Here is a 26411-nt window from a genome sequence, read left to right as displayed (position 1 = left end):
ACTGTCCTATTTCTCGCGGCCACAGCCATCGGTAGGAACGCGTATTTCTGCGCCGACGGGGTCGTAGGTTCGCGCCGGGCGCCCGGCGCCCGTACGTGTTTTCGCGCAGTCCTGCTACCCGATCAGCACCGCATACCGCGGCTTGATCACGTCGTCGATGATCGCCAGCCGCTCGTCGAACGGGATGAACGCCGACTTCATCGCATTGATCGTGAACCGTTGCAGGTCGGTCCAGCCGTAGCCGAACGCCTCCACCAGTCGCTGCATCTCTTCACTCATCGTGGTATCGCTCATCAACCGGTTGTCGGTGTTGACGGTCACGCGGAAACGCGCCCGCGCCAACAGATCGAACGGATGGTCGGCGATGCTGTTGACGGCGCCCGTCTGCACGTTGGAGCTGGGACACAGCTCCAGCGGAATTCGCTTGTCCCGCAAGATAGATGCCAGCCTGCCCAACCGGACCCCGTCGGACGAGACGTCGATGTCGTCGACGATGCGTACCCCGTGGCCCAGCCGGTCGGCACCGCAGAACGCGATCGCCTCGTGGATGGACGGTAGCCCGAACGCCTCACCGGCGTGAATGGTGAAGCGCGCGTTGTGGTCCCGCATGTGCTCGAAAGCGTCCAAGTGCCGGGTCGGTGGGTGCCCGGCTTCGGCACCGGCGATGTCGAATCCGACGACGCCCTTGTCCCGGAACCGGATTGCCAACTCGGCGATCTCGCGTGACATCGCGGCGTGCCGCATCGCGGTGACCAGACAGCGCACCTTGATGCCGTTACCGTCGGCGGCACTTGCCTTCTCGCCCGCGGCGAAACCGGCCAGCACCGCGTCGACGACCTCGTCGAACGACAACCCGCGATTGATATGCAACTCGGGTGCGAACCGGACCTCGGCGTACACCACGGAGTCCGCAGCCAGGTCTTCCACGCACTCGTAGGCCACCCGGTACAACGCGTCCGGGGTCTGCATCACCGCCACGGTGTGCGAGAAAGGTTCCAGGTAGCGCTCCAGCGAGCCGCTGTGCGACCGGGTGCGGAACCACCTCGCCAGCGCCTCGACGTCGTCGGCCGGCAATCCGTCGTACCCGACCTGCTCGGCGATCTCGAGCACGGTCGACGGCCGCAGCCCCCCGTCGAGGTGGTCGTGCAACAGCGCTTTGGGCGCCTTGCGGATCTGCTCCAGACTCAGGCTCATCGCGTGATCCGATCGATAATCAGGGGCCGCGGCGCGGGCGGACAATCCGCCACGCTGAACGCGCCTTCCAACTCGACCATCGCGGGACCGAAGCGCTCCGGGGTCTCGGTGTAGAGCGTGAACAACGCCTCACCCGCGGCCACCGGATCGCCCGGGCGCCGATGGATCCGCACACCGGCGCCGTGCTGGACCTGCGCCCCGGGGCGGGATCTGCCCGCGCCGAGCCGCCAAGCCGCCAGCCCCACTGCCATCGCGTCGATGTCGCCCATTGTGCCGCTTCGGGCGGCGGTCACGGTTTCCGAATGCCCACCAATGGGCAACGGTTTCGCCAAATCTCCGCCCTGAGCGGCGATCAACCGGCGGAACCGGTCCATGGCAGTGCCGTCGCGCAACGTCTGCGCCGGGTCGCGGCCGTCGAGCCCGGCCAACTCCAGCATCTCCTCGGCCAACCGGACCGTCAGCTGCACCACGTCGGGCGGCCCGCCACCGCCCAGCACCTCCAGCGACTCTTCGACCTCCAGCGCGTTGCCGACGGTCGCGCCCAGCGGACAGTTCATGTCGGTGAGCAGCGCGGTGGTGGGCACTCCGTGCTCGGCGCCGAGTTCGACCATGGTGCGGGCCAGATCGCGGGATTCCCGCTCGCATTTCAGGAACGCGCCCGAGCCGACCTTCACGTCGAGCACCAGCGCGCCCGCTCCCTCGGCCAGCTTCTTGCTCATGATCGAGCTGGCGATCAGCGGCAGCGACTCGACGGTCCCGGTGACATCGCGCAGCGCGTAGAGCTTGGCATCGGCCGGCGCCAGCTCGCCCGCGGCGAAGATCGCGGCCCCGACCTCGACCAGTTGTGCGCGCACACGCCGGCTGGACAGGTCAGCGGTGAACCCGGCGATCGATTCCAATTTGTCCAGCGTGCCGCCGGTGTGGCCCAGCCCGCGTCCAGCCGCCTGCGGAAGCGCCCCACCGCATGCTGCGACCACGGGCACCAGCGGCAGCGTGATCTTGTCGCCGACCCCGCCGGTGGAGTGTTTGTCCACCGTGGCCAGGCCCAGGTCGGTGAAGTCCAGCCGCGGTCCCGACGCCAGCATCGCCGCGGTCCAGCGGGCGATCTCGCCACCGTCCATGCCGCGCAGGAAGATCGCCATCAACAACGCCGACATCTGTTCGGGCGCGACCTGCCCGGACGTGTAGGCCGCGATCACCCAGTCGATCGCGGCATCGGAAAGCCGCCCGCCGTCGCGCTTGACGCGGATGACCGTCGGCGCGTCGAATGGCAAGTCCGTCAACGGGATTCCCGGGCGAGGTCGTCGGGGCCGAATGCGTCTGGGAGCAGCTCGCCGAGCCGCTTGGGGCCGGCCGGGTGGTCGACCAGCATTTCCGGACCGCCGTGTTCGAGCAACACCTGGCGGCATCGGCCGCACGGCATCAACGCCGAACCGGTGCCGTCGACGCAGGAAAGCGCGAGCAGTCGGCCCCCGCCGGACGTGTACAGGGCACACACCACAGCGCATTCCGCACAGAGACCAAGACCATATGAGACATTCTCCACATTGCACCCGGTGACCACGCGACCGTCGTCAACCAGCGCGGCAGCGCCCACCGGAAAGCCCGAATAAGGTGCGTAAGCGGCAGAAGTCGCGCGAAAAGCCTTGTCGCGCAGCATATTCCAATCAATGCCAGGCATCTCGTTACCCCGCTCGGCCGAGGACGGACTTCCAGTGCCGCCAGCCTAACGCGGAAACGACATGCGATTTTTATCGGATCATTCAGGACCAGCGGCTATCTGACGGCGTTATGTTTGATAGCGGTTTTCCGGGCAATTTCAGGTCGCATTCAAGGCGGGTGATTCAAACGACGACGACGGCGGATCCGGCGCCTCTGGGATCCTCACGCAAACGACGGCCACCACGGACGCTGTACCGGGGCGACCCCGGCATGTGGGCCTGGGTGCTGCACCGCATCAGCGGGGCCACGATCTTCTTCTTCCTGTTCGTCCACGTGCTGGACGCGGCGGTGCTGCGGGTGAGTCCGCAGGCCTACGACGAGGTGTTGTCGACCTACAAGACACCGATCGTCGGGCTGATGGAATTCGGCCTGGTGGCCGCGGTCCTGTTCCACGCCCTCAACGGGATCCGCATCATCCTGATCGACTTCTGGTCCGAGGGCCCGCGCCATCAACGCAGGATGCTGTGGATCGTCGCGGTCGCCTTCCTGGTGCCGTTCGTGATGGCCGGCGTGGTGATCGGCATCCATGCCTGGGAGCACCTGTGACGAGCACTCCGAATCTGCAGCGCGGCCCCGATCAACTGGCGCCGGTTCGGCAACGCAGCCATTACCGTCCGGCCAGCCTGGACAATCCGCGCTCACCGCGCCGTCGGGCCGGCATCCCCAACTTCGAGAAGTTCGCCTGGCTGTTCATGCGGTTCTCCGGCATCGCGCTGGTACTGCTCGTGGTCGGGCACATGTTCATCATGCTGGTGTGGGACGACGGTGTTTACCGCCTCGATTTCAATTTCGTCGCGCAACGCTGGGCGTCGCCGTTCTGGCAGGTGTGGGACCTGTTGTTGCTATGGCTGGCGCAATTGCACGGCGGCAACGGCATTCGCACCATCATCGACGACTACAGCCGCAAGAACATCACCCGGTTCTGGCTGAACGCGCTGCTGACGGTGTCGATGGTGTTCACGCTGATGCTCGGGACCTATGTGCTGATGACGTTCAACCCCAACATCTCGTGAAAGGTGCGCGGTGATCGAGCAACACCGATACGACGTGGTGATCGTCGGCGCCGGCGGGGCCGGGATGCGGGCCGCGGTGGAAGCGGGTCCGCGCGTTCGTACCGCAGTGCTGACCAAGCTGTACCCCACCCGTAGCCACACCGGCGCCGCCCAGGGCGGCATGTGCGCCGCGCTGGCCAACGTGGAAGAGGACAACTGGGAGTGGCACACGTTCGACACCGTCAAGGGCGGCGACTACCTCGCCGACCAGGACGCGGTGGAGATCATGTGCAAAGAGGCCATCGACGCCGTGCTGGACCTGGAGAAGATGGGGATGCCGTTCAACCGCACCCCGCAGGGCCGCATCGACCAGCGCCGGTTCGGCGGGCACACCCGCGACCACGGCAAGGCCCCGGTCCGCCGGGCCTGCTACGCGGCCGACCGCACCGGCCACATGATCCTGCAGACGCTGTACCAGAACTGCGTCAAGCACGACGTGCAGTTCTTCAACGAGTTCTACGCACTCGACTTGGTGCTCACCCAAACCCCGACCGGTCCGGTGGCCACCGGGGTGGTCGCCTACGAGCTGGCGACGGGCAACATCCACGTCTTCCACGCCAAGGCCATCGTGCTGGCAACCGGCGGATCCGGGCGGATGTACAAGACCACCTCCAACGCGCACACCCTGACCGGCGACGGCATCGGCATCGTGTTCCGCAAGGGACTTCCGTTGGAGGACATGGAATTTCACCAATTCCACCCGACCGGCCTGGCCGGACTGGGCATCCTGATCTCCGAGGCGGTGCGCGGCGAGGGCGGCCGGTTGCTCAATGCCGAGGGTGAACGCTTCATGGAGCGCTACGCCCCGACCATCGTCGACCTGGCCCCGCGCGACATCGTCGCCCGCTCGATGGTGCTGGAAGTGCTGGAGGGACGCGGGGCGGGCCCCAACAAGGACTACGTCTACATCGACGTCCGTCACCTCGGCGAGGAGGTGCTGGAGGCCAAGCTGCCCGACATCACCGAGTTCGCCCGCACCTACCTCGGCGTGGACCCGGTACACGAACTGGTCCCCGTCTACCCGACCTGCCACTACGTGATGGGCGGCATCCCCACCACGGTGACCGGTCAGGTGTTGCGCGACAACACCAACACCGTGCCGGGATTGTTCGCGGCCGGCGAGTGTGCCTGCGTCTCGGTGCACGGCGCCAACCGGTTGGGCACCAACTCGCTGCTGGACATCAACGTGTTCGGCCGGCGCGCCGGCATCGCCGCCGCGCGATACGCTCGGAGTCACGATTTCGCCGACATGCCACCGAATCCGGAATCGATGGTGGTCGGCTGGGTGGCCGACATCCTCTCTGAGCACGGCAACGAGCGCGTCGCCGACATCCGCGGCGCCCTGCAGCAGACGATGGACAACAACGCCGCGGTGTTCCGCACCGAGGAGACGCTCAAACAGGCGCTCACCGACATCCACGCGTTGAAGGAGCGCTATTCACGAATCACCGTGCAGGACAAAGGAAAACGGTTCAACAGTGATCTCCTGGAGGCCATCGAGCTGGGCTTCCTGCTGGAGCTCGCCGAAGTCACGGTGGTCGGTGCTTTGAATCGCAAGGAGTCCCGCGGCGGTCACGCCCGTGAGGACTATCCCAACCGCGACGACGTCAACTTCATGCGCCACACCATGGCATACAAAGACGGCACCCACCTGCTCAGTGACATCAAGCTGGACTTCAAACCCGTGGTGCAGACCCGCTACGAGCCCAAGGAGCGGAAGTACTGATGACAAGCCTCGAGAAAGAGGTCGCGAACCCCGACCCGCTGGAACCTCCATTGCCGCCGGTCCCGGACGGCGCGGTAATGGTGACCCTCAAGATCGCCCGGTTCAATCCCGACGACCCCGACAAGTTCGCCGCCACCGGGGGCTGGCAGAGCTTCCGGGTGCCGTGTCTGCCCAGCGACCGACTGCTCAACCTGCTGCTCTACATCAAGGGCTACCTGGACGGGACGCTGACGTTCCGGCGTTCCTGCGCGCACGGCGTCTGCGGCTCGGACGCGATGCGCATCAACGGCGTAAATCGGTTGGCCTGCAAGGTGTTGATGCGCGACCTGTTGCCAAAAAAGCCGGGCAAGAAACTCACCATCACGGTCGAACCGATCCGCGGGCTGCCGGTGGAGAAGGACCTGGTGGTGGACATGGAGCCGTTCTTCGACGCCTACCGGGCAATCAAGCCGTACCTGATCACCACCGGCAACCCGCCCACCCGCGAACGCATCCAGAGTCCGACCGACCGCGCCCGCTACGACGACACCACCAAGTGCATCCTGTGCGCCTGCTGCACCACCAGCTGCCCGGTCTTCTGGTACGAGGGCAGCTATTTCGGGCCGGCGGCGATCGTCAACGCGCACCGGTTCATCTTCGACAGCCGCGACGAGGCCGCCGCCGAGCGGCTCGACATCCTCAACGAGGTCGACGGGGTGTGGCGCTGCCGCACCACGTTCAACTGCACCGAGGGCTGCCCGCGCGGCATCGAGGTCACCAAGGCGATCCAGGAGGTCAAGCGCGCGGTGATGTTCTCCCGTTAGCTTGCGCGAGCAGACGCAAAAGCCCCCTTTTCGGCACGAAAACGGGGCTTTTGCGTCTGCTCGGCCTACGAAGGGGGCAGCTTGAGCACCCGGTTGTTGCCGGCGTCGACGACGTAGACGTTCCCGGCCGCGTCGACGGCGACACCCTGGGGATTGCGAAGCCCCTTGAACGGCAACGTGATCATGGTGTTCGACGCCTTGAGCAGCTTCAGCACGCTGTTGTGCCGGGTGTCGGTCACGTACAAGTCGTTGTCGGCGTCGACGGCGATGTACTCCGGACGACCGACCGCGTAGGCCAGGACCGTCGCCACCGTCGCCGTCGCGGGAAATTTGATGACCCGCTCGTTGTCCCGATCGACGACGAAGAGAGTGCCGTTGCCGTCCATCGTCACCGCCGAGGGATGATTCAGGCCGGTGAAGGGCAACTCCGTCTGCTCGGCCGAGCGGGGGTTCCACGCCAGCACCCTGTTGCGCCGAGCGTCGACGACGTACACCACGTGCTCTTTCCCGTCGGTGGAAATCGCCACGCCCGTCGGTTCCACGAGTCCGGTGAAGGGCAGGACGGTCTGGTCGGTCGATCCCGCGGTCAACTGCAGCACGCGGGGGTTCACCAACTCGCTGACCACGACGGCACCTTGGTCATCCGCGGTGATATCGGCGGGTTGGTCCAGACCGGAGAACGGCGCGACGGTCTGTTCTGTCGAGCCCGCGGCGAGCTGCAGAACGCGGTTGTGGCCGGTATCGGTGACGTAGACGGTGCCCTTGGCGTCGATGGCGATCCCCAGCGGCCGCTCCAGGCCATTGAACGGCAGCACGGTCTGCGTCAGCGGATCCGCGGCACGAAAAGGGTTGTCGATCAACAGGATTGCGGCAACCGCGACGACGACGAGGGTGGCCACGGCCGCGGCGACGGCGACGGCACGGCGACGATTGCGTCGTGGGGCGGGCGCCAGCACCGTCTCGTCCAGTAGGGGTTCACCGGAGCTGACCGGCGTCGCGGGTCCGGTGTCGGTGAGGGCCTTGCGGGCGGCAACTGCCAGCTCGTTGGCCGTCTGGTAGCGGGCGTCCGGGTCCTTGGCCATGCCGCGCGCGATCACCTCGTCGAACCCGGCGGGGATGGCGGGGGCGAAATTGCTCGGTCTCGGCGGGTCGTTGGACAGGTGCGCGACGACGAGCTGCTCGAGACTGTCGCCGGCAAAAGGCAATTGCGCCGTCAGGCACTCGTAGAGGACGCAGGCCAGCGAGTACACGTCGGCGCGGGCATCGGCGATCGACCCCGCGGCGAAGCGCTCCGGAGCCATGTAGGCAGGAGTTCCCGGCGCAATGTTGGTGACCGTCAGGCGAGCGGCAGAGGCTTCGTGGACGAGTCCGAAGTCGATCAGATACACGAACTCTTCGCCGACCATCAACAAGTTCGACGGTTTGACGTCGCGGTGTACCAACCCCGCTTTGTGCGCCGCTTCCAAGGCGGACGCGACCTGTTCGATCACCCGCACCGCTCGTTCGGGGTCCATCGCCCCGTCCCGCGACAACACGGTGTGCACGTCGACACCGTCGATGATCGGCATCACCAGATACAGCCGGCCGTCGATTTCGCCGGCCTCGTAGATCGGGATGATGTTGGGACTGGCCAATCGGCCGGCGGTGTAGGCCTCCCGGCGGAAGCGCTCCTGATAGCCGGGTTCGACGGCCAGTCCCGGCTGCAGCAGCTTGACGGCGACATCCCGGTTCAGTTCGGTGTCGCGGGCCCGGTACACCGCGCCCATGCCGCCCGCGCCGAGGACTTCGAGTAGTCGATAGCGGCCGAACTCGCGTTCATCTGCCGAGACCGCCGCGGCACCTCCCGCGGGTGTGAGTGCTTCCCTTGCGGCACAAGCGAACTCGTGTGCGCTCTGGTAGCGGTCGGCGGGGTTCTTGGCCATGCCGCGCGCAATGATCTCGTCGAATCCGATCGGGATCGCCGGGTCGGCATCGGAGGGCCGAGGTGGCTTGCCGTCGGAATGCGCGGCGGCATACTGCTCGAAGCTGTCGCCCCGCACCGCCTGCTGTCCGGTCAGACACTCGTAGAGCACGCAAGCCAGGGCGTAAATGTCACCCGGGGCACTAGTGGCGGCATCGGGGCCCAGGCGCTCCGGGGCCAGGTACGGCCAGCTATCGGTCGCCGCGTCCAGGCCGATCGCGCCCGCTCCGAAGTCGATCAGATACACGAATTCCCCGCCGACGACGTACAAGTTCGACGGCTTCACATCGCCGTGCACCAGACCCGACCGGTGTGCGGATTCCAGTGCCGCGGCAGCCTGCTCGATGGTGCGCACCGCCGCCGCCGGACTCATCGCCCCGTCGCTCCGGAGCAGACTCCGCGCATCGACGCCGTCCAGAATCGGCACCACCAGATAGAGTTGCCCGTCGATCTCGCCGGCCTCGTAGACCGGGATGACGTTCGGGTTGTTCAGCTGGGCCGCGATGGACACCTCTGACCGGAACTGCTCCTGATAGGCGGGGTCGTCGGCAGACTCCTCGGGGAGCACCTTGATGGCCACATCGCGCGTCATCATCGTGTCCCGAGCCCGGTACACGGTCCCGGTGCCAGCCCGGCGGAGCACCTCGAGCAATCGGTAACGCCCGAACGCCTTCCCGTCCGCCACCAGCGCAGCCTCCTCCGCGTGCGTGGATGGATGCTATCAACGCCGGGGCCGCCAGCTCTGCGAAACTGCAGGCATGCAACGCACCCCCGAGCTGGCCCGGCAGTTCTACGACCGTTTCGAGCCGATCCACGCGGTCACCTACTTCGCGCCGGAAGCCCGCGAAGCGCTGGACGGCCTCGGTTACCGCGGCTTCTGGATGGGTTACTTTGCGGCCCGGTCGGCGCCGCTGGGCCCGGTCGCCCCGCATGTCGTGACCGCAGTGTTCTACAACTTCGCGCACGCACGGGTGGCCAAAGCCCTGCCGGCCGCCTGGCAGCTGGCCGGTCCCGAAGCCGCGTTGCGCGCCCGCCAGGACTCGGCCGTCGCAGCCCTGCGCCGGTCCGGTCTGGACGACGACGAAAACGTCCGCACCGCAGCACAATTGGCTCTTCGCGCGGCGCAGACCACCCCGGTGGATGCCCGGCCGCTGTTCGCGGCCAATGTGGCGCTGCCGGTGCCGTCGGATCCGGTGGCCGCGCTATGGCATGCGGCGACGTTGCTGCGTGAGCACCGCGGCGACGGGCACGTGGCGGTGCTGGCCGCCGCCGGCATCTCCGGGCGGGAATCCAACGTCTTGCACACCGCGGCCGGACCCGTGCCGGCCGAGTACATGAAGCAGACACGCCACTACGACGACGACGAATGGCGCGCCTGCGAGGCCAGCCTGGCCGCCCGGGGCCTGCTCGACGAGGACGGTTCGTTGACGACGGCCGGACGTCAGTTCAAGGACCAGATCGAAACCGTCACCGACACACTGGCTTTGCACGCGTTCGACGGTCTGGCCGACGACGAGCTGCAGGCGCTGTTCACAGCATTGACGCCACTAGCGCGAGCGGTGATTGGGGGCGGCGATCTGCCCGCCACCACGCCCATGAGCGTCCGGCGCGACTTTTAGTCCGGTAGGTGACGTCGGGTGCCAGGCCGGCGCCGTCGTACGCCGTCACCAGGGCGTCGACCACGCTGCGCCAGAGTGCGTCGTCCACGCACAGCCGGCTGGCAGTGAGCACCAGGCGCTCGCGGTCACCGGGGATCAGCGACACCGCGAACAGCCGGCCGGTGCGCTTGTCGTAGCCGGCGCGTTGCCGGGCGATGACCTGGGCCACGGTGGTGTCCGGCGGTTCGACCGCCCAGCTCCAGCCGCCACCCGGGCGGGCCAGCCAGCTCTCGTCCATCGGCTCGAAGACGGCGCCCAGCGTCGGGTTGGCGTCGAAGACCGCGTCCACGGCGGCTCGGATGCCGGACTGGTCCAAGCGGGTCTCGGAGATCAGCACCTCGGTGTGCGCCAGCTCTTCCAGATCGCTGAGCAAGGAGGCTTCGACGATGTCCCAGTAAGACGATGTGCTTTGTTCCACCGGGCAAGGCTCCGCTGCCGCACTTAAAGGATCCTTGGCGGATTCTTGGAATATCCCGTCACACTCCGCCGGCCTGCTTCGTCTGATCGGTATGACATCGAAAACCCGCATCGAGCCCCTGTCCCCCCACCGCGCCGGCCTGCTGGTCCGCACCATGTACCGGGTCGCCAAGCGGCGCTTCGGCGAGGTTCCCGAGCCGTTCACCGTCGCCGCACATCACCCGCGGCTGCTGGTCGCCAACGCCGTGCACGAGACGCTGCTGCAGAGCGCGTCGCGCACGCTGCCGACCAGCGTGCGGGAGTTGGCGGTGTTCTGGACCGCGCGCACCATCGGCTGCTCGTGGTGTGTGGACTTCGGGTCCATGCTGCAGCGGCTGGACGGTCTGGACGTCGAGCGGCTCCGCGACATCGACAACTATGCGACGTCACCGGCGTTCAGCGACGACGAACGTGCCGGGATCGCCTTCGCCGACGCCATGACCACCGACCCGCATTCGGTGACCGACGACCAGGTCGAGGACCTGCGTGCCCGCTTCGGTGACGCAGGGGTGATCGAGCTGACCTACCAGGTCGGTATCGAGAACATGCGCGCCCGCATGTACTCGGCGCTCGGCATCACCGAACAGGGCTTCAGCTCGGGCGACGCGTGCCGGGTGCCGTGGGCCGATTCGGGTACCAAGTCGGGTTCGGCTGGCTAGCATGCGGTGATGCCGTCGTACCTGATCGCAGCGCCGCAGGCGGTGGCCGCGGCATCTGGAGAACTGGCCGGGATCGGGGAGCTGCTGGCCGAAGCCGCCGCCGCGGCAGCGCCGCCGACGACGGGGATCCTGGCGGCGGCGGGCGACGAGGTGTCGGCAGCCATCGCACGGCTTTTCGGCGGCTTCGGCCAGGAGTTCCAGGCGCTGAGTGTGCAGACGACGCACCTGCAAGCCCAGTTTGCGCGGTCGTTGAGCGAGGCGGCGGCCGCATACGCGAGCGCCGAGGCGGCGAGTGCCCAAAGTCTCTTCGCGCCGCTGCAGCAGATGTTCGTCCGCGACGCCGCGACGGTCGGTGCGGTGCTGAACTTCGCCACCAACGCGGTCGGCCTGGGCAACCCGTTCCCCACGACGGTGTCGCTGGCGGGGACCGGCGGGGTGTCCGGGGTCCGGGTCGGGTTCTCGTTCCTGCGCCTGCCCGTGACGGGTTCATTCCTCGGCATTCCCTACGGTTACGAGTTCCCGGCACCCGCGTTGTGGTACTTCCCGACGCTGGCCGACGGCGTGGTCGCCGCGCAGGGCACCACCTATCTGCAGCACGGCTTCGCCGCGATCGGCTGGTTCTATCAGCCGTTGGCTTTGGAGCTGGCGTCGCAGACCAACAGTGTCGTGGTCACCCCCACCATCCCGTCGGTGCCGTTGCCTTTCGGCCTGTGGCTGAGCAGTCCGGAGATGCAGCAGGGGGTGGGTTCGCTGTTTTTGGGCGGCCAGCCCGCACTGAACGCCGCCGCGCATCATGCGGGTTACGCCGGCACCCTGCCCCAGGACTTCGTGCTGACCGGGCACTCGGCGGGCGGCGGTCTGGCCACGATGGCGGCCAATAGTTACCTGACCAGTCTGGGCGCGGGCACCAACCATTTGCAGGGGGTGGTGATGTTCGACGGGGTCGCCAGCAACGCCGCCGCGTTCGGCGCCGCGGTCAACACCCTGCAGGCGGCCGGTGTGCCGCTGTATGCGGTGGTCGCGCCGCCCCAACCGTGGAATGCGTTCGGCGCCACCACAAGTCAGCTGGTCAGCCTCACGCCGCCGAACCAGTTCACCGGGGTCGAGATCGTCGGCGGCTCGCACGTCGACGCGATGCTCGGCGGCAACCCGCTTATCGACTTCGCCGCCCAGCTACTCACCGGGTTCTCCCCGCCTGGGGCCACCGCGGCCGTGCACACCCTCTCCACCGGCTGGATCAACGACATGTACGCCGGATTCGGTCCGCTCAACCCGCTGTACGGCATCTACGGACCCAACGGCCCCTACCAGCCGCCCGGCGGGCAGCAGATCACGCTGGGCCCCGCCACGGGGATTGTCCTGCAGTAGCCCCGAGCCGTTACCGCGACGCCCGCATCGGCGACCCGGTGAACTTGTCGGGATTCGCGACATCCCAGAGCGCGACGACCTTGCCGTCGCGCACCGTCATCGCGGTGATCCGCGGCGCCATCTCGCGCCGCCCGTCGGCAGCCGGGAAACCCGTTGTGTAGGAACCGAGTTCGCCGTTGACCAGGACAAGGTGATTGGCGGTGTAGAACGAGTCGCCGTACCGGTTGGCCAGCCCGAGCATGAACCGGACGACCTTGTCGGCGCCGCGGATGGTTCGAATTGCCGTGGACGCCTTGCCATTCGAGTCCCCGGTCAAGGTGACGTCGGGGTGCAGCAGCGACACGACGGTGTCCAGGTCGCCGGCGGCCATCGCCGCCATCAGTCGACCGACCACTTCGGCGTGCGCGGGATCCGGCTGCGGCGGCGGTGCGGCGGCGACAGCCTTGCGGGCCCGGGACGCCAACTGCCGCGCGGCGGCCTCATTGATGCCCAGCACGTCGGCCACCTCGCCGAACGGCACCGAGAACCCGTCGTGCAGGACGAACGCCACCCGCTGATCGGGGCTGAGCCGTTCCAGCACCACCATCGCCGCGAAGCGCGCATCCTCGGCGGACACCACGGCCGACAGCGGATCGGCCGAATCGAATCCGGTGACCACCGGCTCGGGCAGCCAGGTGCCGGTGTAGGTCTCGCGCCGGTGCGTGGCCGAGCGCAACCTGTCCAGGCCCAGCCGGCTCACCACGGTGGTGAGCCAGGCCTGCAGATTGTTGATCCGGCCGTCCTGGGCGCTCCAGCGCAGCCACGCGTCCTGCACAATGTCCTCCGCGTCGGCCACCGTTCCGGTGAGCCGGTAGGCCACCGACATCAGATGCGGTCGCAGCGCTTCGAAGTCGTCGACCTGCGTCGAGGTCATCGTCCGAGCCTATCGCCGCTAGCCGCCGCGGTTGCGCCGCTGCCGTCGTATCCGGCGGACCACATCCAACAGCACGGCGATCGTGCCTGCCCACCACAACACCACGACCAGGACGAGGTCGGTGCCGCCGTCGTGCACGGCATAGGCGGTGAAGAAGCAGAGGAAGAACAAGGACACCGCGCCCAGCAGGATCTCGAGTGAGAGGATCTCGCGGGCCACCGACGCTGGGATCGGCGCGCTGGGAGCCGCGGGGCGGCGGACCGGCTCGCGGAGTTGCGGGGGACTCGTCGCCGGCGGGGGTCGCTGCTGGGTGACCCGGTCCGGCGGGGGTGCCGGCCGGTGCTGCGGGACCGGCGGGGGTGCCGGCCGGTGCTGCGGGACGGGCGGCGGTCGCCACGCCTGCTGCGGACGGGGGGCGGGCGGCGGTTGGACGGGCGGGACCGGCAGCGCCGGGCGGGGTATCGGATCGGTGCTGGCTTCGCTTGCGGCGCGGGCGAATTCGACCGTGCTGGCGTAGCGCTGAGCGGGGTCCTTAGCCAACCCTTTGGCGGTCACCCGGTCGAAACTGGACGGCACGCTCGGATTGACGGACGACGGCTTCGGCGGCGGGGTGGAGACGTGCCCGAAGTACTGCCGTTCCAGGCTTTCCCCCGGATAGAGCCGCTGACCGGTCAGGCATTCATACAGCACACAGGCCAGCGCATACACGTCCACGCGCGCGTCGGCTTCATTGCCGCTGAACCGCTCCGGCGCCATGTAGTGCCACGAGCCGATGAAGGCGTTGGTGCCGGTCAGGCCGACCTCGCCGGTGGCGCGCGCGATCCCGAAGTCGATCAGGTATGCGAAGTCGTCCTCGGCGATCAAGATGTTCGACGGTTTGACGTCGCGGTGCACCAAGCCGATCTTGTGCGCGGCCTGCAGCGCCCGCGCCACCTGTTCGACGATCCGCACGGCGCGCCCGGGGTCGAGCGGCCCGTCCGCCAGGACGGTTTCCAGATCACGCCCCTCGACCAGGCGCATGTCCACATACAGCCGGCCGTCGATTTCGCCGTGGTTGTGGATCGGGATGACGTGCGGGCTGTTGAGGCTCGCGGCGGCGAGGGCTTCGCGGCGGAAGCGCTCCTGGAACTTCGCGTCGTGGGACAGGTCCTCGGGCAGCACCTTCACCGCGACCCGGCGCTCGGTCGCGGTGTCGAAGGCGCGCCACACCTCGCCCATGCCGCCGCGGCCCAGCAACTCGATCAGCCGATAGCGGCCGAACGCTGTGCCGTCTTCCGCCGACGCATCCCCCGCGACCGCCATATCGCGTGATTGATCGCTCATAGAATTGCCAGTATCGGCCACTGTGGGCGGATCGGGAATCCCCAACCCGCGCGGTCTAGGCTCGAATCACGATGTCGAATAACCTCTGGCTCCATTTCGCCCAGCACGGCAACGGAATAGCGCCGCCGGTCATCACCCGCGGCGAGGGTGTCACCATCTACGACGACCGCGGCAAGAGCTACCTCGACGCGCTGTCCGGTCTGTTCGTGGTCCAGGTCGGCTACGGCCGTACCGAACTGGCCGAGGCCGCCGCCCGGCAAGCCGAGAAACTCGCGTTCTTCCCGCTTTGGGGCAACACCACCCCGCCGGCGATCGAACTCGCCGAGCGGCTCGCCGGCTATGCGCCCGGCGACCTGAACCGGGTGTTCTTCACCAACGGCGGCACCGAGGCCGTCGAAACCGCCTGGAAGGCCGCCAAACAATACTTCAAGCTCACCGGCAAACCCAACAAGTACAAGGTCATCTCGCGCGCCATCGCCTACCACGGCACCACCCAGGGCGCGTTGTCGATCACCGGTCTGCCCAAGTACAAGGAAGCCTTCGAGCCGTTGGCGCCGGGCGGGTTCCGGGTGCCCAACACCAACTTCTACCGCGCGTCGGAACCGTTCGACACCGACGTCAAGGCGTTCGGCCGGTGGGCGGCCGACCGGATCGCCGAGGCGATCGAGTTCGAAGGACCCGACACCGTCGCCGCGGTCTTCCTGGAACCGGTGCAGAACGCCGGCGGCTCCTACCCGCCGCCGCCCGGTTATTTCGAGCGGGTCCGCGAGATCTGCGACGAGTACGACGTGCTGCTGGTCTCCGACGAGGTGATCTGCGCGTTCGGGCGGATCGGGTCGATGTTCGCCTGTGATGACTTCGGCTACGTGCCGGACATGATCACCTGCGCCAAGGGCATGACGTCGGGCTATTCGGCGCTGGGCGCAATGATCGCCAGCGACAAGGTGTTCGAGCCGTTCAACGACGGCAAGACGACCTTCCGGCACGGCTACACCTTCGGCGGCCATCCGGTCTCGGCGGCCGTCGCGCTGGCCAACCTCGACATCTTCGAGCGCGAGGGTCTCAACGACCATGTCAAGCAGCAGTCCCCCGCGCTGCGCGCCACCCTGGAGAAGCTTTATGACCTGCCGATCGTCGGGGACGTGCGCGGCGAAGGCTTCTTCTTCGGCGTCGAGTTGGTCAAGGACCAGGCGACCAAAGAGAGGTTCAGCGACGAGGAACGCACCAAGCTGCTCGGGCGGGTCGGGTCGGCGCTGTTCGAGGCCGGGTTGTACTGCCGCACCGACGAACGCGGCGACTCGGTGATCCAGTTGGCGCCGCCGCTGATCAGCGGTCAGGCCGAGTTCGACGCCATCGAGTCCATCCTGCGCGGCGTGCTCAGCGAGATCGAGATCTGACGCGCCCCGCCCCGGCCGTCGAGCGCGCCCAAATGTACGCGAAACGTCGGCACAGGCCGGCATTTTGAGCGCGCTCGGCAACCGTCAGCGCCAGAAGCGCCGCTTGCTCGGCGGACCCATCGCCCGCCGCACCGCCTCGACCATCACCATCAGCTGCCGGCCCTGCGGCCCGGTCGGCTGCGCCAGGAACCGCTGCAGCGCGTCGCACAGATCCTCCAGCGCCGCACGCAATTCGGGATCGGCGGCGGCGTCGCGATGCCGCTCCAGCTCGGCCAGCACCACGTCCAGGCCCGAGCGGCGCACCTGGGCACCCTTCTCCACCTGCTTGAGCAGCTTGTCCAGCGCTCGCGGCGGCGCGAGCCTTTCTTGCGCGGACATAGCGCCCTCCGGCGCGCCGCCGGGTGCCGCCCCGGTGTACAACGCGGGTGCGGGCATCGCGCTGAGTGCGACCGGCGCGAAACCCATGGTGCGCGCCCACCCCGACGGCTCCTCGACCGGCTGGATGACCTCGGTCAGCGGCGCGGCGTCGGTGCGTTCCGGGTCGACAGCCACGAAGGCGGTGAACCGTGAGAGCACGCCGAACCGGATGGAGTGCGCCACCAACCTCGCGGCCAGCTCGTCGTCACCGGCATCCGACGCGTACTCGTCTTCCAGGTCGCGTACCACCGAGCGGGCCCAAATAGTCTGCACCGCAACGGCTTCCGGCACCACCCGCGCTGGCAGCACCTGGACGAACGGCCCGTCGCCGGCGTCGGCGTCGACGCGCATCGCGGCGCGGGACAGCGGGCCCCGGTACCGCCCGGATATCACGCACGGCACGCCGGCGAAAGCATCGGGCGCCCGGCCCGGTGTGACGGTATCATCGAGAAGCTGCACACCTTCGGCGCTCACCCGCACGTCGGTCAGCGCCGGACGACCTATGGTGCGGGCCAGCCGTGTCATCACCTCGTCCAGTCGCTCCTCGGATTCCACCAGCTCCGAGCGGCCGTTGCCCAACCGCGCGACCCGGTCCAGGAAGCCGGCGTTGACGGCGCGGTCGATGCCCACGCAGTAGATGCGGGTCTCCCCGACCGCCGGCGCCAACGTGCGCAGCAGATGGTCCTCGCCGCTGATCTGGCCGTCGGTCACCAGGACCACGCTGGCCTGCCGGTCCGCTCCGGACGCGGCCAGGATGTGCGCCGCCTGCAACAGCGGTTCGTCCATTACCGTCCCGCCGCGGCTTTCCAGCGAGCCCAGCCATGACGCCGCGGCGAACCGGTTGCGGTCGGTCGCAGCCACCAGACCTTCCGGCAGCTGCGCGGGTGTTTCAACCTGGTTGTCGAAAGCCAGGACGCAGAACCGGTCGCCGGTGTCGAGCATGTCCACGATCCGGCCCGCCGCGCGCCGTGCTGCGACCATCTTCCAACCGCCCATCGAACCCGAGCGGTCCAGCAGCACCACCACGTCCCGCGGCGCACTGGACGCCTCGGCGGGTGGCACCAACGTCACCGACCAGGTGCCTTCGTCCCCGTCGGCGTCCGGGACCAGCAGTGCCGACGACGACAACTGGTTGCGGTCGAGCTTGAACCGCAGCACGAAGTCCCGGTCGGCCCGCGCGCCCGGCTCCACCCGTAACCGGATCAATCCGTCGCTCTCCGCGACGGCGGTCGGCAGGCTCGACCGCAACTCCGACACCGCCAGGCCTGCGCCGTCGACGCGCACCGAGATCTGCAGGTCCGGACGCTCTTCCGAGTCCAGCAGGCGCGGCGGTGTGACCCGGGACGCGTCGGGCACCAGATCGGTGTCGACGGCCTCGCCCGATCCGGTCTGATCCCCGGGCAAGGCGCTGCCCTTGGTGTAGCGCGGCGCGACCACCAGCGGGAACCGGAACGTGGCCTCGCCGTCCTCGAACGACAGCGGACCCGTCAGCCGCATCTCGATCGCGGCTTCCTCCCCCGGGCCGATGTTGCCGACCCGCACCGAGAAAACCTCCGGGCGGTCTTCCTCCACGATCGCCGCCCGCTGCCCGGTTGCCAGCGCCTGCTCGTAGTCGACGCGGGCCTCGCCGCGCTCCTTGAGCACGCCGATCACCCGCCGCCCGGCCAGGTCGGCCACGAAGTCGGTGACTCCGGCCCGCGCCGGCAGCGGGAACACATAGGTGGCCTCGATGACGGTGTCACCGGCGTTGACGAACCGCTGCCGAACGGTCGAGGTGGCCGTCATGCCGACGATCGCGGTGTCGACGTCGATGGCCCGCAGCGGCAGCGAACGGCCGTCCGGGCCGGTCAACTCGCCGCAGCCCAACCGGGTTGGCTGGTCGGCCTCGACAGGGAGTAGGGGCAGAGTCATTGCGGTTCCTTTCCGGTGTTGTCGAGCAGGCCCAGCAGCGGCGCGGCAGCGCGGCGCAGCGAGTCGATCGGCGGTAGCGGTCCCTCGACCAGCAACGTGACAGTGTCGGACAGCCGGACAGCTTGCAGGTTGGTGACGGCCGCAGCGGCCGGCGGCTCGGGGACAGCGCGCCAGAACGCGCCCGCGGCGCGGGCGGGCTGGGGCACGGGATCCGGATCGCCCAGGTCGGCTGGCATCGCTTCCTCGGGAATGGCGGCCAGTGCCTCGACCTCGGCGGGCGACATGTCGGCCAGGCGCTCGGCGATCTCGTCCAGCGACAGGCCCTGACCCTGCAACCGCTTGATGGCGACCAGTCTGATCAGGTGCGTTCGTCCGTAAGTGAGGGCGCGTCCGCGGTTTCCCGGACGAGGCAGCAGGCCCCGCGCGGTGTAGTAGCGCACCATGCGCTGAGCCGGGACGGCCTTGGCTTGCCGGTTTTCCGGCGCGGCGCCGGAGGCCTGCACGGCGTTGGCGGCCGCGTCGGCGAATTCGGGCAAGGTCAGCAGAACCATCACTACCGACAGTGTCATATAGATACTGACACTGTCAAATAGCCGGGTACGCGCTACCCGCGTTTGCGTGCGCTACCCGGAGCCGCGAGTTTAGGGTCGACAGATGAATTGGATGACGGTGATAGCAAATGCTCTCGTCCCTCTCGCGTCCGTGATTTCGAGCGCCACCGTCGCGATCTGGACCAAGCGCATCGACGCCAGGAACAAGGCGGCAGACCGCCGGCACGAACGTGTGCTCGACTTCGAGAAACGGGCGGCCGATGACAAGAAGGCCGTGCTCAAGTCGCTGATCTCGGCGATCATGTACGTCAAACGCGCGGCCCAATACGAGGGACGCGGGACCGCCGAGGAGGTCGCCAGCCAGCGGCGCGCCGAGGCCATCCGGGAGCTGTATGACTTCCGGATGCGGTTGGGTCTGGACGACGGAGTGGCCGAACTGATGGTCTACGCCGCGCCGCCGGTGCGCGAGCTGGTGAGTCTGCTACTCGACGAGTGGGACCGTCAGTTCCGCGAACACGGCTACTCACTGACCCAGCTGGATGCCTGCAAGCGACAGTTGGCCCAATCCACGGCCTGTCCCGCGCCCGCGGAGGACGCGACCGTGTACTACGAGGGCGAACTGAAATGGTCCGAGCTCAGGAAGCAGGAGACGGTGTTCCTCGACATGTTGGGCAGGGATTCCGATCTCGACCTCGGCGACCTGGTGGACCTGTGCGACCGCATCCTGGCGGCCGCGCACAAAGACCTACGCGGGGGCTACGGGTTCGACTTCTGACCGGGCAGGTGCGGGGAAACCGACACCGCGCGGCGACCTGCGATCGGGGCGCCGATCGCCTACGCTGCTCACCAATGCCCTTCCTACGGACCTCGATACGCGCAGCATCGAGCCTGGCCGCGGCGGCTTTCCTGCTCGCCGGGTCCGGCGCGCTGGCGAATGCCGAGCCCAGCGCCGAGGTGAACCCCGGTGCGCCGAACTGCCCGTACAAGATCAACACCCCACCCGCGGTCGACTCCTCGGAGGTGCCGCGGGCCGGTGATCCCCCGCTGCCGCTCGCGCTTCCCGCCACCCCGATCGGCGGCAATGCCCTGGGAAGTTGCGGCATCGTCGCCGCCCCGGACACCCCGCCGGTACCGGGCGACGTCTCCGCCGAGGCCTGGCTGGTCGCCGACATCGACAGCGGCGCGGTCATCGCCGCCAAGGATCCGCACGGCCGCCACCGCCCGGCCAGCATCATCAAGGTGCTGGTCGCGATGGCGTCCATCAACGCGTTCAACCAGAACAAGACGGTCGCCGGAACCGACGAAGACGCGGCCGCCGAGGGCACCAAGGTGGGCGTCGACAACGGCGGCACCTACACCATCAACCAGCTGCTGCACGGCCTGCTGATGCACTCGGGCAACGACGCCGCGCACGCGCTGGCCATGCAGCTCGGCGGCATGCAGGCCGCGCTGGACAAGCTCAATGTGCTGGCGGCCAAGCTGGGCGGGCACGACACCCGCGTCGCCACGCCGTCGGGGCTGGACGGGCCGGGCATGAGCACCTCGGCCTACGACATGGGCCTGTTTTACCGGTACGCCTACCGCAATCCGATCTTCGCCGACATCGTCGCCACCCGGACCTTCGACTTCCCCGGCCACGGCGACCATCCCGGCTACGAACTGGAGAACGACAACCAGCTGCTCTACCACTATCCGGGCGCGATGGGCGGCAAGACCGGCTACACCGACGACGCCGGCCAGACGTTCGTCGGCGCGGCCAACCGCAACGGACGACGGCTGATGGCGATTCTGCTGCACGGCACCCGGCAGCCGATCGCGCCGTGGGAACAGGCCGCGCACCTGCTCGATTACGGGTTCAGCACGCCGGCGGGCACCCAGGTGGGGTCGTTGGTCGAACCCGACCCGTCGCTTGCCACCCCCACCAACAATCCGGCCAGCCGGGCCCCCGACAACAACCAGGCCGACGGGCTGATGTCGCCGGCCGACGCGTTGCCGATCCGGGTCGGCGTGGCGTTCATCGGCGCCGTCGTCGTGTTCGGGTTGATCCTGATCGCACGGTCGATGAACAGCCGGACGCAGCACTAGACTCTGCGTGATGACTGCCCTGTACGAGGATCCCGGCCTCACGCTGGACGAGGACGGAATCACCATCAATCGCTACTACTTTCCGTTCGCTACGGCCAAGCGGATCGGGTATGGCGACATCCAGGGCATCAAGGCCCAAGCGATGAGCTGGGCATCGGGCAAGGGCCGGATCTGGGGCGCGTCAGACCCGCGCTACTGGTTCCCCCTCGACATCCACCGGAACCGCAAGTCCACCCTGCTGATCCTCGACGTCGGCCGCCGGGTGCGCTCCTGCGTCACCCCCGAGGACCCGGCCAAGGTCATCGAGATCCTCAAAGCAAAGGTCAAGGGCTGAGCGCTCGACGGCGGGCGTTGCTGGTCGGGCTCACCGCCGCCAGCATCGGAGTCATCTACGGCTACGACCTGTCCAGCATCGCCGGCGTCCTGTTGTTCCTGCCCACGGAATTCGGCCTCACCACCGGGCAGCAGGGACTGGTCACCACCATGGTGGTGATCGGCCAGATAGCCGGGGCGCTGGGCGGCGGCGTGCTGGCCGACGCGTTCGGCCGCAAGAAGTCGATGGTGGCGATCCTCATCGGGTACGCGCTGTTCGCGCTGCTGGGGGCGACGGCGGGTTCGCTGCCGACGCTGTTGGTGGCGCGGTTCCTGCTGGGGGTCACTATCGGGGTGTCGCTCGTGGTCGTGCCGGTGTACGTGGCCGAGTCGGCGCCCGCCGCGGTGCGCGGCAGATTGTTGATCGCCTACCAGTTCGCCACCCTCACCGGCATCATCCTGGGTTATCTGCTCGGGTACCTGCTGGCCGAGACCACCCAGAGCTGGCGTTGGATGCTGGGTCTGGCCACCGTGCCCCCGGTGCTGCTGCTGCCGTTGCTGCTGCGCATGCCCGACACCGCGCGGTGGTATCTGCGCAAGGGCCGCGTCGACGAAGCTCGCAGCGCGCTCGCGCGGATCGAACCTGACGACGCCGTCGAGACCGAACTGGCGCAGATCGCGGGCGCCGTCCAGGAGGGCCGGGGCACCATCGGCGAGATGCTGCGCCGGCCGTATCTGCGGGCCACGCTGTTCGTCGTCACGCTCGGTTTCCTGGTGCAGATCACCGGGATCAACGCGATCGTCTACTACAGCCCGAAACTGTTCCAGGCCATGGGATTCACCGACTATTTCGGGCAACTGGCACTGCCGGCGATGGTGCAGGTCGCGGGATTGGCGGCGGTATGCGTGTCGCTGTCCCTCGTCGACCGGCTGGGCCGACGACCAATCCTGTTGTCCGGGATCGCGATGATGATCGTCGCCGACGCGGTGCTGGTCGTCGTCTACGCCAGGGACATCGGGCATGGCGGTGGCCTCGCACCGATATTCGGCTTCTTCGGGATACTGTTGTTCACCATCGGGTTCAACTTCGGGTTCGGCTCGCTGGTCTGGGTGTTCGCCGGCGAGAGTTTCCCGTCTCACCTGCGATCGATGGGGTCCAGCGTGATGCTGACCTCGAACCTGACCGCCAATGCGCTGATCGCCGGCTATTCCCTGACCATCTTTGAAACGCTGGGCGGTGCAACCGTCTTCGCGATCTTCGGGCTGTTCGCGGTGCTCGCGTTCGGCGTGGTGCACCGGTTCGCGCCGGAGACCAAAGGCCGTGACCTGGAGGACATCCGGTACTTCTGGGAGAACGGCGGACGCTGGCCCGCCGAGTCGTCATGATGATCCGCGCCGGGACCGTCGTCGTCGACGGCCAGGTGTGCCGACCGGGCTGGGTGCAGACGGACGGCGCCGCGATCGTCGCCTGCGGCGCGGGTGACCCGCCCTCGGCGCCCGACGTCGACCTGCCGAATTCGGTTGTGGTACCGGGCTTTGTCGACATGCACGTGCACGGCGGCGGTGGGGCGTCCTTCACCGACGGCGCCCACCGGGTGGTGGAGTTTCACCGCCGGCACGGGACCACCACCACCGTGGCCAGTCTGGTCACCCTGCCACCCGCGCAGTTGCTCACTGCGGTAAGCGGACTCGCCGAACTGACGCGCTCGGGCGTCGTCGCCGGCATCCATCTGGAGGGCCCGTGGCTGAGTGTTGCCCGTTGCGGCGCCCACGACCACACCCTGATCCGCCCGCCGGATCCCGCCGAGATAGAGGCGGTTCTCGACGCGGCCGACGGCACCATCCGGATGGTCACGCTGGCTCCCGAACTGCCCGGCGCCGAGCACGCCATCCGGCGTTTTGTCGACGCGAATGTCGTTGTAGCCGTGGGGCATACCGACGCCACCTACGAACAGACGCGGCGTGCTGTCGCGCTGGGCGCCACCATCGGCACCCACGTGTTCAACGCGATGCCGCCGCTGGATCACCGCGACCCCGGACCGGTGCTCGCCCTGCTGCAGGACAACCGGGTCACCGTCGAACTGATCGCCGACGGAGTGCATGTGCATCCCGACGTCGTCACGGCGGTGATGGCCACAGTCGGTCCCGAGCGGGTCGCCGTCATCACTGATGCGACCGCCGCGGCCGGCTGCGGCGACGGCGAATTCCGGCTGGGTTCGGTTCCCGTCGTCGTCGCCGCGGGCGTGGCGCGGGTGCGCGGCACCGACACCATCGCCGGCAGCACCGCCACCATGGATGAACTCTTCCGCGCGGTGCAGGCCGGCTCGGGATTGGCCGCCGCGGTGCAGACGACGTCGACAACCCCGGCGCGTGCGCTGCGCCTGGCCGGGGTAGGGGCCATCCGGGTGGGCCTCAGCGCGAATCTCGTTGTACTGGATCAGGAGTCGAGGGTGAGTGCGGTGATGGTCGACGGGTGCTGGCAGCCGACAAGCGGAGGTGCATGATGGCGTGGTTCGTGTTGACCGTGTCTGGAATTCTCGAGGCGGTGTGGGCGACCGCGCTGAACAAGTCCGAGGGCTTCACCCGACTCGGTCCGTCGCTCGTTTTCGGTGTGGCACTGCTGTTCTCGATGGCCGGGCTGGCGTTCGCGATGCGCAGCCTGCCTACCGGAACCAGCTACGCGGTGTGGGTCGGCATCGGGGCGGTACTCACTGTGGGCTACGCCATGGCGACGGGTGACGAATCGGCCTCCCCGGTCAAGCTGTTGTTGATCGCCGGGGTCGTCGGCTGCATCGTCGGGCTGAAGTTGACCGGCTAGCGGTCGCGACGCCGGCGCGTCAGCCGGGAAAGCGTCAGTGCTCCAACGGCTCCCGCGGCCATCGCGGCCGCGGTCTGGCGGCCGCTGAGGCCGTCGTTGACCTGGATGCGTGGGCTGATCACCGCCGGAGGTGGCGGCTCCACATGCGTTTCACGCTCGTCGTCGGAGGCGGTCGCGGCCCAGGCGGTGGCGAACAGCAGCAGCGACCAGGTGACGAACGCGAACACCATCAATCCCAGCACCGGACCAAACGTGGCGCCTGCCGGGCTGCGCACCACGGTCTGCAGGTAGATCGATCCCAGCTGCTTGAACAACTCGAATCCGACGGCTGCCATCAATCCGGCGCGCATCGAGGTGACGAAGCTGCCCGGCAACCGCGGCAGCCGGGCGATCATCCAGGTGAACAGCAGCCACGACACCAGCAGCGACACCAATACCGAGACGCCGCGGAAGATTTCGTCGAAAATCGAGAAGTCGGGTATGCGAAGCAATCTCAGCACCGCGTTCATAGGTCCGGACTGTCCCAGTGCGCTCAGCGCGATGGTGACCGTGATGACCAGGAACGTCCCGAGCATGGCGATCAGATCCGACAGCTTGGTGCGCACGTAGCCCGCCGGATCGACCGGCTGTAACCACATCTCGCTCAACGCTTCGCGCAGGTGCCACATCCAACCCAGACCGGCCCACACTGCAGTGAGCAAACCGATCACGCCCACCGAGGCGCGCGCGTCGATCGCGGAATTGATCAGATCGATCAGTTGCTGTCCCAGTTCGCCCGACACCGCGGACCGAATGTTGTAGTTGATCGTGGTCAGCAGCTGCGGTTGGCGCTTCAACGCATAGCCGGCCACCGCGAAAGCGACCATCAGCAAAGGAAATAACGCAAAGATCGTGTAATAGGTGAGGCCCGCCGCGAAGAAGGAGCCTTTCTGCTTGCTGAAGCGCTGATAAGCCTCGAGCACGTGGGGCAGCCAAGGAACCCTGGCTCGCAGCCGATCCAGCAAGCCCGGCTCGACCCGTTCGGCCTCCGCTGCCATGTCTGGATTATGCCCGTTGCGGAAGGAAACCCAACCGATCGTAGACGCGTTGCACGGTTTTGCCGGCGACGTCGTTGGCGCGCTGCGCCCCCGCCGCCAGCGTCGCTTCCAGTTCGCCCAGATCTTCCGTGAGTTCGTCGACCCGCGCCTTGATCGGGCTGACGTATTCGACGACGGCTTCGGCGGTGTCCTTCTTCAGGTCGCCGTAGCCGCGCCCGGCGTAGCCGTCGACGAGCGCGTCGATGCTCACGCCGGTGACTGCGGACTGGATGCTGAGCAGGTTGGACACGCCCGGCTTGGCCTGGACGTCGTAGCGGATCTCTCGTTCGCTGTCGGTCACCGCGGAACGAATCTTCTTGGCGGATCTGGCCGGGTCGTCGAGCAGGCTGATCAGGCCGGCGTCGGTGGACGCCGACTTGCTCATCTTCGACGTGGGGTCCTGCAGGTCGTAGATCTTGGCGGTGACCTTCGGGATGAGGACGTCGGGCACCACGAAGGTATCCGGGAAACGGCTGTTGAAGCGTTGCGCGACGTCGCGCGCCAGTTCCAGGTGCTGACGCTGGTCCTCCCCGACCGGCACCAGATCGGTGTCGTAGGCCAAGACGTCGGCGGCCTGCAGGACGGGGTAGGTGAACAGGCCGACGGTGGTGGACTCCGCACCCTGCTTGGCCGACTTGTCCTTGAACTGCGTCATCCGCGACGCCTGACCGAACCCGGTGAAACAGCCCAGAACCCAGGCCAACTGGCTGTGCGCGGGCACGTGACTCTGCACGAAGATGGTGGCCCGCGCGGGGTCGATGCCCAGCGCCAGATACTGCGCGGCGGTGATCAGCGTGCGGCGGCGCAGCGCGGCGGGGTCCTGCGGGATGGTGATCGCGTGCAGGTCCACCACGCAGAAGAACGCGTCGTGCTCGTCCTGCAACGCCACCCATTGCGCGACCGCGCCCAAAGCGTTGCCGAGGTGCAGCGAGTCGGAGGTGGGCTGGACGCCGGAGAAGATTCGGCGCGTTGCGGTAGGGGTGCTCATGATGCCGTCGATCTTTTCACGG

General features: G+C 67.9%; 24 protein-coding genes and 1 pseudogene. 14 read left to right on the top strand and 11 right to left on the bottom strand.

All coding sequences use genetic code 11. The annotated features are described in order from the left end of the window. Positions 1–114 precede the first annotated feature (114 nt). From AC5Y4D_RS08630 to AC5Y4D_RS08620, 3 genes are read right to left on the bottom strand one after another with little or no spacing between them, the layout of a single operon-like run. On the bottom strand, positions 115–1194 hold the full coding sequence (locus tag AC5Y4D_RS08630; RefSeq protein WP_499941665.1) for an adenosine deaminase: 1080 nt from the start codon (positions 1192–1194) through the stop codon (positions 115–117). Next, on the bottom strand, positions 1191–2477 hold the full coding sequence (locus tag AC5Y4D_RS08625) for a thymidine phosphorylase (protein ID WP_499941663.1): 1287 nt from the start codon (positions 2475–2477) through the stop codon (positions 1191–1193). The genes AC5Y4D_RS08630 and AC5Y4D_RS08625 overlap by 4 nt, the downstream gene beginning before the upstream one ends. Then, positions 2474–2875 (bottom strand): cytidine deaminase, encoded by a 402-nt coding sequence (locus tag AC5Y4D_RS08620; protein WP_499941661.1) that lies wholly within the window; start codon positions 2873–2875, stop codon positions 2474–2476. The genes AC5Y4D_RS08625 and AC5Y4D_RS08620 overlap by 4 nt, the downstream gene beginning before the upstream one ends. A gap of 251 nt (positions 2876–3126) precedes the next feature. Here AC5Y4D_RS08620 and sdhC point away from each other — a divergent pair, with 251 nt between their 5' ends. Genes sdhC through AC5Y4D_RS08600 form a run of 4 tightly spaced genes read left to right on the top strand, consistent with a single transcriptional unit; the run spans position 3127 to position 6497 of the window. Beyond that, a complete protein-coding gene (sdhC, locus tag AC5Y4D_RS08615; RefSeq protein WP_499941896.1) occupies positions 3127–3462 on the top strand; it encodes a succinate dehydrogenase, cytochrome b556 subunit in 336 nt (111 codons plus the stop codon). A gap of 35 nt (positions 3463–3497) precedes the next feature. Next, entirely contained in the window at positions 3498–3929 is a 432-nt protein-coding gene (locus AC5Y4D_RS08610) for a succinate dehydrogenase hydrophobic membrane anchor subunit (RefSeq protein ID WP_499941894.1), read from the top strand. A gap of 10 nt (positions 3930–3939) precedes the next feature. Beyond that, complete coding sequence (gene sdhA, locus AC5Y4D_RS08605; protein ID WP_499941659.1) at positions 3940–5694, top strand: succinate dehydrogenase flavoprotein subunit; 1755 nt, start codon at positions 3940–3942, stop codon at positions 5692–5694. Beyond that, positions 5694–6497 carry a succinate dehydrogenase iron-sulfur subunit gene (locus tag AC5Y4D_RS08600; RefSeq protein ID WP_499941658.1) on the top strand — a complete coding sequence of 268 codons (804 nt, stop codon included), beginning with the start codon at positions 5694–5696 and terminating at the stop codon, positions 6495–6497. The genes sdhA and AC5Y4D_RS08600 overlap by 1 nt, the downstream gene beginning before the upstream one ends. 65 nt (positions 6498–6562) lie before the next feature. Here AC5Y4D_RS08600 and AC5Y4D_RS08595 read toward each other — a convergent pair whose 3' ends face one another. Next, positions 6563–9142, bottom strand: coding sequence for a serine/threonine-protein kinase PknD (locus AC5Y4D_RS08595; protein WP_499941656.1), 2580 nt, complete (start codon positions 9140–9142; stop codon positions 6563–6565). Between the two features lie 73 nt (positions 9143–9215). On the opposite strand from AC5Y4D_RS08595, the gene AC5Y4D_RS08590 reads away from it, so the two are divergent. Then, positions 9216–10076: an SCO6745 family protein gene (locus AC5Y4D_RS08590; RefSeq protein WP_499941655.1), complete on the top strand. Its 861-nt coding sequence runs from the start codon at positions 9216–9218 to the stop codon at positions 10074–10076. Here AC5Y4D_RS08590 and AC5Y4D_RS08585 read toward each other — a convergent pair. Then, the gene (locus tag AC5Y4D_RS08585) at positions 9988–10533 is read right to left on the bottom strand and encodes a condensation domain-containing protein (protein WP_499941653.1); all 546 of its coding nucleotides are present in this window, start codon (positions 10531–10533) and stop codon (positions 9988–9990) included. The two genes, AC5Y4D_RS08590 and AC5Y4D_RS08585, sit on opposite strands and share 89 nt — an antisense overlap. Before the next feature lie 79 nt (positions 10534–10612). On the opposite strand from AC5Y4D_RS08585, the pseudogene AC5Y4D_RS08580 reads away from it, so the two are divergent. Together AC5Y4D_RS08580 and AC5Y4D_RS08575 are read left to right on the top strand one after the other, a co-directional pair. After that, positions 10613–11230 (top strand): annotated as a pseudogene (locus tag AC5Y4D_RS08580) (carboxymuconolactone decarboxylase family protein); the annotation flags it as partial. A gap of 9 nt (positions 11231–11239) precedes the next feature. After that, on the top strand, positions 11240–12598 hold the full coding sequence (locus AC5Y4D_RS08575) for a PE family protein (RefSeq protein ID WP_499941651.1): 1359 nt from the start codon (positions 11240–11242) through the stop codon (positions 12596–12598). 10 nt (positions 12599–12608) lie between these two features. Here AC5Y4D_RS08575 and AC5Y4D_RS08570 read toward each other — a convergent pair whose 3' ends face one another. Further along, entirely contained in the window at positions 12609–13511 is a 903-nt protein-coding gene (locus AC5Y4D_RS08570; protein ID WP_499941650.1) for a sigma-70 family RNA polymerase sigma factor, read from the bottom strand. Between the two features lie 18 nt (positions 13512–13529). Beyond that, complete coding sequence (locus tag AC5Y4D_RS08565) at positions 13530–14834, bottom strand: serine/threonine-protein kinase (protein WP_499941648.1); 1305 nt, start codon at positions 14832–14834, stop codon at positions 13530–13532. Positions 14835–14905: 71 nt separating this feature from the next. On the opposite strand from AC5Y4D_RS08565, the gene AC5Y4D_RS08560 reads away from it, so the two are divergent. Further along, a complete protein-coding gene (locus tag AC5Y4D_RS08560; RefSeq protein WP_499941646.1) occupies positions 14906–16231 on the top strand; it encodes an aspartate aminotransferase family protein in 1326 nt (441 codons plus the stop codon). Between the two features lie 84 nt (positions 16232–16315). Here AC5Y4D_RS08560 and AC5Y4D_RS08555 read toward each other — a convergent pair whose 3' ends face one another. Both AC5Y4D_RS08555 and AC5Y4D_RS08550 read right to left on the bottom strand, forming a co-directional pair. Beyond that, complete coding sequence (locus AC5Y4D_RS08555) at positions 16316–18559, bottom strand: VIT domain-containing protein (protein WP_499941644.1); 2244 nt, start codon at positions 18557–18559, stop codon at positions 16316–16318. Further along, positions 18556–19110: a MerR family transcriptional regulator gene (locus AC5Y4D_RS08550; protein ID WP_499941892.1), complete on the bottom strand. Its 555-nt coding sequence runs from the start codon at positions 19108–19110 to the stop codon at positions 18556–18558. The genes AC5Y4D_RS08555 and AC5Y4D_RS08550 overlap by 4 nt, the downstream gene beginning before the upstream one ends. Positions 19111–19213: 103 nt before the next feature. Between AC5Y4D_RS08550 and AC5Y4D_RS08545 the strand changes: the two genes are divergently transcribed. From AC5Y4D_RS08545 to AC5Y4D_RS08520, 6 genes are all read left to right on the top strand, one after another. Continuing rightward, on the top strand, positions 19214–19885 hold the full coding sequence (locus AC5Y4D_RS08545) for a hypothetical protein (RefSeq protein ID WP_500036947.1): 672 nt from the start codon (positions 19214–19216) through the stop codon (positions 19883–19885). A 74-nt stretch (positions 19886–19959) separates the two neighbouring features. Next, positions 19960–21195 carry a D-alanyl-D-alanine carboxypeptidase DacB1 gene (gene dacB1, locus AC5Y4D_RS08540; protein ID WP_499941640.1) on the top strand — a complete coding sequence of 412 codons (1236 nt, stop codon included), beginning with the start codon at positions 19960–19962 and terminating at the stop codon, positions 21193–21195. 10 nt (positions 21196–21205) lie between these two features. Further along, positions 21206–21529: a hypothetical protein gene (locus tag AC5Y4D_RS08535; protein WP_499941639.1), complete on the top strand. Its 324-nt coding sequence runs from the start codon at positions 21206–21208 to the stop codon at positions 21527–21529. Continuing rightward, on the top strand, positions 21526–22893 hold the full coding sequence (locus tag AC5Y4D_RS08530; RefSeq protein WP_499941891.1) for a sugar porter family MFS transporter: 1368 nt from the start codon (positions 21526–21528) through the stop codon (positions 22891–22893). The genes AC5Y4D_RS08535 and AC5Y4D_RS08530 overlap by 4 nt, the downstream gene beginning before the upstream one ends. Beyond that, the gene (gene nagA, locus AC5Y4D_RS08525; RefSeq protein ID WP_499941889.1) at positions 22893–24011 is read left to right on the top strand and encodes an N-acetylglucosamine-6-phosphate deacetylase; all 1119 of its coding nucleotides are present in this window, start codon (positions 22893–22895) and stop codon (positions 24009–24011) included. The genes AC5Y4D_RS08530 and nagA overlap by 1 nt, the downstream gene beginning before the upstream one ends. Then, a complete protein-coding gene (locus AC5Y4D_RS08520) occupies positions 24011–24325 on the top strand; it encodes a DMT family transporter (RefSeq protein ID WP_499941637.1) in 315 nt (104 codons plus the stop codon). The genes nagA and AC5Y4D_RS08520 overlap by 1 nt, the downstream gene beginning before the upstream one ends. Here the strand turns inward: AC5Y4D_RS08520 and yhjD are convergent. Further along, positions 24322–25362 (bottom strand): inner membrane protein YhjD, encoded by a 1041-nt coding sequence (yhjD, locus tag AC5Y4D_RS08515; RefSeq protein WP_499941635.1) that lies wholly within the window; start codon positions 25360–25362, stop codon positions 24322–24324. The two genes, AC5Y4D_RS08520 and yhjD, sit on opposite strands and share 4 nt — an antisense overlap. Positions 25363–25369: 7 nt before the next feature. Beyond that, positions 25370–26389 (bottom strand): tryptophan--tRNA ligase, encoded by a 1020-nt coding sequence (gene trpS, locus AC5Y4D_RS08510; RefSeq protein WP_499941633.1) that lies wholly within the window; start codon positions 26387–26389, stop codon positions 25370–25372. Positions 26390–26411 lie beyond the last annotated feature (22 nt).

It is taken from the genome of Mycobacterium sp. NGS67 (assembly GCF_059812185.1).
The sequence above is the reverse complement of the archived record's forward strand: the minus strand, read 5'-3'. Positions and strand labels throughout refer to the sequence as shown.

Coding starts and splice junctions, on each gene's coding strand:
- AC5Y4D_RS08630 (WP_499941665.1), bottom strand. CDS start 1,194: ATGAGCCTGAGTCTGGAGCAGATCCGCAAGGCGCCCAAAGCGCTGTTG.
- AC5Y4D_RS08620 (WP_499941661.1), bottom strand. CDS start 2,875: ATGCCTGGCATTGATTGGAATATGCTGCGCGACAAGGCTTTTCGCGCG.
- sdhC (WP_499941896.1), top strand. CDS start 3,127: ATGTGGGCCTGGGTGCTGCACCGCATCAGCGGGGCCACGATCTTCTTC.
- AC5Y4D_RS08600 (WP_499941658.1), top strand. CDS start 5,694: ATGACAAGCCTCGAGAAAGAGGTCGCGAACCCCGACCCGCTGGAACCT.
- AC5Y4D_RS08590 (WP_499941655.1), top strand. CDS start 9,216: ATGCAACGCACCCCCGAGCTGGCCCGGCAGTTCTACGACCGTTTCGAG.
- AC5Y4D_RS08575 (WP_499941651.1), top strand. CDS start 11,240: ATGCCGTCGTACCTGATCGCAGCGCCGCAGGCGGTGGCCGCGGCATCT.
- AC5Y4D_RS08570 (WP_499941650.1), bottom strand. CDS start 13,511: ATGACCTCGACGCAGGTCGACGACTTCGAAGCGCTGCGACCGCATCTG.
- AC5Y4D_RS08565 (WP_499941648.1), bottom strand. CDS start 14,834: ATGAGCGATCAATCACGCGATATGGCGGTCGCGGGGGATGCGTCGGCG.
- AC5Y4D_RS08560 (WP_499941646.1), top strand. CDS start 14,906: ATGTCGAATAACCTCTGGCTCCATTTCGCCCAGCACGGCAACGGAATA.
- AC5Y4D_RS08555 (WP_499941644.1), bottom strand. CDS start 18,559: ATGACTCTGCCCCTACTCCCTGTCGAGGCCGACCAGCCAACCCGGTTG.
- AC5Y4D_RS08550 (WP_499941892.1), bottom strand. CDS start 19,110: ATGGTTCTGCTGACCTTGCCCGAATTCGCCGACGCGGCCGCCAACGCC.
- AC5Y4D_RS08545 (WP_500036947.1), top strand. CDS start 19,214: ATGAATTGGATGACGGTGATAGCAAATGCTCTCGTCCCTCTCGCGTCC.
- dacB1 (WP_499941640.1), top strand. CDS start 19,960: ATGCCCTTCCTACGGACCTCGATACGCGCAGCATCGAGCCTGGCCGCG.
- AC5Y4D_RS08535 (WP_499941639.1), top strand. CDS start 21,206: ATGACTGCCCTGTACGAGGATCCCGGCCTCACGCTGGACGAGGACGGA.
- nagA (WP_499941889.1), top strand. CDS start 22,893: ATGATCCGCGCCGGGACCGTCGTCGTCGACGGCCAGGTGTGCCGACCG.
- AC5Y4D_RS08520 (WP_499941637.1), top strand. CDS start 24,011: ATGGCGTGGTTCGTGTTGACCGTGTCTGGAATTCTCGAGGCGGTGTGG.
- yhjD (WP_499941635.1), bottom strand. CDS start 25,362: ATGGCAGCGGAGGCCGAACGGGTCGAGCCGGGCTTGCTGGATCGGCTG.
- trpS (WP_499941633.1), bottom strand. CDS start 26,389: ATGAGCACCCCTACCGCAACGCGCCGAATCTTCTCCGGCGTCCAGCCC.